Raw genomic sequence first — 3,160 nt, forward strand, 5'->3', positions numbered from 1 at the left:
GCCCTGCGAGGAATGGGAAAGTTTCAAGACCAGAAAGGAGGCGCAGGAGCGAAAGATCACGGTCGAGAAAGAATTGCTGGACGGCACATTCCTTGTCCCCGACACTATGACGGTGGAGGAGATGCTGTACAAATGGATCCCGATCCAGTCCACCAAGCACAAGTGGTCCCCCAAGACCTACACCCAGTCCGTGGCGATGGTGCAGAACCTTATCATGCCGTATATCGGGAAACGGAAGGTACAGGAGCTGCGCACCTACGACATTGAGAAGTTCTATGCTACCCTTGCCAAGACCCCCTGTGGGCAGTATGTGAAGGGTATCAAGCAGGACCTGACCAAGAAGCAGAAGAAGCGGCTGCTGTCCAGCACCTCTATCCACGAAGTCCACACGCTGCTCAAGACAGCATTTTCCTATGCGGTGGAATGGGACCTCATCCACAAGATTCCCCTGCCCCGTGATGCCCCCAAGGTCAATATCGAGGAGCGCACCATCTGGGACGAGAAAACCATGCTGGCGGCCTTGCAGACCATCGAGAATCCTGCCCTGCATCTGGCGGTGCACATGAGCATGATCCTTTCGCTCCGTGAGGGCGAAATTCTCGGCTTGCAGCCGAGTGATCTGGACTTTGATGCCGCCGATGGGCGTGGCACCATCTCGGTCAGCAAGACCATGCAGCGAGCCAACAAGGACGCTCTGGAAAAGCTCGATCCAAATCAGGTCTACTACACCTTCCCGAACAGGCGTGAGGGCAGCAAGTCCTCCCTCATCCTGAAAAAGCCCAAGACCAAGAAGTCCAACCGCATCCTGTATATGACCAAGCCTCTGAAAGCCGAGCTTCTGGCATGGCTTGAAAAGCTCAAGCAGGACGAGCAGAACGCCCCAGAAAAGTACAACAACTGCGGGCAACTATTCCGGCTCCCGGATGGTCTGCCCATTGCGCCGGAGCTGCTGACAAAGTGGTACCGCCTGTGGAGAGCCGAGCACCCGGAGTTTGAGCAGATCGTGTTCCACGGTCTGCGGCATTCCAGTGCCACCTACCAGCTCTTGCAGTCGGACGGTGACTTCAAGTCGGTGCAGGGCAACACAGGTCATGCAACGGCATCTGTCCTGATGGACACCTATGCCCACACGCAGGACAAGCCCCGGTTGGAGCTGACCGAGAAGATCGAAGCGAACTTCTATTCCCAAGACCTGACCCCGGCAGCACCTCAGCCCCGGCAAAACGAAAAGCCGGCGGCAACAAAAATCTCCGGTAAGGAGATCCTTGAAGCCATCCGGCTGATGGACGCAGACGAACGCAGAGAATTGACGTGAGCCTTGTTCGCCTAAAATTTCTTCTTTTTATGCAAAGGAAAGTAGGCTGTGCAAACCTTGCGTAGAAACGCCCTTGATTCGGGCAAATGTGCAAACGGTGTGCAGAAAGTGAGCAGCCGCTTCCCTACATAAAGAAAGAACGCCAAATCTTACGATTTGACGTTCAAAATTTGGTGCACCTCCAGGGACTCGAACCCTGGGCCCACTGATTAAGAGTCATTCCAGCCCGCACTCCATTGGTGCAAAAGCAAAAATAAACAACGAATATACGCTATTCTACAAAGGACTGCGCAAATACGAAAAAGCACCGTGGTAGTCAATCGGTAGTCACACTCGCCCTCAAATCGAAAATATCAAAATACGATACCAAATATCATTTTGCTGATATAGATTATCCTTTTATGCTACACTCTCCGCAAAGGAGATATGGCTGATGTTAAGGATTTTGTTGTCCGTCCGCTTAGGCGAAAAGCGATGGACTCAGAAGCAACTTGCAGACGCAACTGGAATCCGGCGAAACACAATCAATGATCTTTACCATGAGATGACCGACCGGGTATCTTTGGAACAGCTTGATTTGATTTGCAAAGCCTTGGACTGCAAAATCTCCGATCTTCTGGTTCAAGAAGAAGATTTGGATGATTTGACCCGAAGCAGGCTTGCAACGCCACGGTGCAGATCCATAACGTCCGACAAGTAAGTTATCCCCTTTCCCCGGACACTTCGGTGTCTGGGGACTTTTTTTGCCCAAAATCTTCCTCATCCAAATATACAATCCGCAATTCCGCTTCAATCTCAATACATCCAGCAGGGCTATAAATAAATTTATTTTATTTATATTTTCATGTTTTTGCTGTTGTCTTTTTCTTAAAGATGGAGGATACTATAATCACAGCAAGGGAGTACGACCGGAAGGCAAGGGGCGAAGTAAGAGCCGGGAGCGCAGTAAGTCGTGAGCGCATGCTAAGTCAGTAACCCACTCCCCTGCTGCTTTTTATTTTATCTTTTCAGCCAAAGAAAGAGAGGGCATTATGAAAAAGTTCGATCTGTCCGCCATCATGTGCAAGGCATGGAAGCTGTATCGCAAGGGCGTGGGCAGTTTTGCCGAAGCTCTGCACCGGGCATGGAACAGCGCAAAGGCCGCCCCGATCAACGCCCAGCGCATCGAGGAAGCCCAGCAGGCCGCCGGGGTGGCCGAGCCTGTGAACACATGGGCAGGATGGAAAGCCGCCGGGTACATGGTGGAGCATGGCGCAAAGGCTCTGTTTCAGGCGGTGCTTATCCACAGCAGCAAGGGGGACGGCCAAACCTACAGGGCATCATTCTTCGGCGCTTCTCAGGTCAAACAACTACCCTCTGACTAAAGGAACAGCCGCCAGCATTACGATGTTTGCTGGCGGCTGTTCCTTTTATTTTTCCTGTTCATCATCGCCGAGATATATGCACTGACCGTCCGGCATCACAAAAGCCAGCTTACATCCGCATAATTCTGCCACTTTGAGAAGATCACTGGCAAACCAGCTATTTTTCCTAATTTTATTATTTACAGCCTGATTGCTGCTCATTCCCAAAACGCTTGTCAGTTCGGCCTGTTTCTTTCCTGACATTGCCAAGAGACCCTTGATAACATCCGAAACACTCATAATGTCAACACCTCCTTGTTGATTATAAGAATACATCTTTTTGAGCTATTTGTCAACCAAAAATATTTGCAACGAAATCAAAAAAGTTTATCTTTTTCATTGACAAGTAAATCAAAAAGATGTATAATATAGGTGTCAGGAGGAGCGGGAAGCTCACCGGAAAGGAGAACAGACCGATGGATGAAAAAGTAAAAGCTCTGAA

Annotated in this window: 4 protein-coding genes and 1 tRNA gene; 3 read left to right on the top strand and 2 right to left on the bottom strand. The window is 50.2% G+C overall.

Going from position 1 to position 3,160, the window contains the following annotated elements; all coding sequences use genetic code 11:
• The coding region (locus tag DWY76_RS08105) for a site-specific integrase (RefSeq protein ID WP_133300803.1) at positions 1 to 1,315 on the top strand (1,315 nt) is incomplete at its 5' end.
• A gap of 171 nt (positions 1,316 to 1,486) precedes the next feature.
• Here DWY76_RS08105 and DWY76_RS08110 read toward each other — a convergent pair.
• Positions 1,487 to 1,558, bottom strand: a tRNA-Lys gene (locus DWY76_RS08110).
• A 190-nt stretch (positions 1,559 to 1,748) separates the two neighbouring features.
• Here DWY76_RS08110 and DWY76_RS08115 point away from each other — a divergent pair.
• Together DWY76_RS08115 and DWY76_RS08120 are read left to right on the top strand one after the other, a co-directional pair.
• Positions 1,749 to 2,015, top strand: a complete 267-nt coding sequence (locus DWY76_RS08115) for a helix-turn-helix transcriptional regulator (RefSeq protein ID WP_112122199.1) — start codon at positions 1,749 to 1,751, stop codon at positions 2,013 to 2,015.
• 331 nt (positions 2,016 to 2,346) lie between these two features.
• On the top strand, positions 2,347 to 2,679 hold the full coding sequence (locus DWY76_RS08120; protein WP_120080853.1) for a hypothetical protein: 333 nt from the start codon (positions 2,347 to 2,349) through the stop codon (positions 2,677 to 2,679).
• A gap of 45 nt (positions 2,680 to 2,724) precedes the next feature.
• On the opposite strand, the gene DWY76_RS08125 is transcribed toward DWY76_RS08120, so the two are convergent.
• Positions 2,725 to 2,958 carry a hypothetical protein gene (locus tag DWY76_RS08125; RefSeq protein ID WP_120080855.1) on the bottom strand — a complete coding sequence of 78 codons (234 nt, stop codon included), beginning with the start codon at positions 2,956 to 2,958 and terminating at the stop codon, positions 2,725 to 2,727.
• Between the last annotated feature and the right edge of the window lie 202 nt (positions 2,959 to 3,160).

Source organism: Faecalibacterium sp. AF27-11BH, from assembly GCF_003603005.1.
Taxonomy (GTDB): domain Bacteria; phylum Bacillota; class Clostridia; order Oscillospirales; family Ruminococcaceae; genus Faecalibacterium; species Faecalibacterium taiwanense.

Excerpts from the sequence above, each read along its gene's own strand:
- DWY76_RS08115 (WP_112122199.1), top strand. The coding sequence starts at position 1,749 with ATGTTAAGGATTTTGTTGTCCGTCCGCTTAGGCGAAAAGCGATGGACT.
- DWY76_RS08120 (WP_120080853.1), top strand. The coding sequence starts at position 2,347 with ATGAAAAAGTTCGATCTGTCCGCCATCATGTGCAAGGCATGGAAGCTG.
- DWY76_RS08125 (WP_120080855.1), bottom strand. The coding sequence starts at position 2,958 with ATGAGTGTTTCGGATGTTATCAAGGGTCTCTTGGCAATGTCAGGAAAG.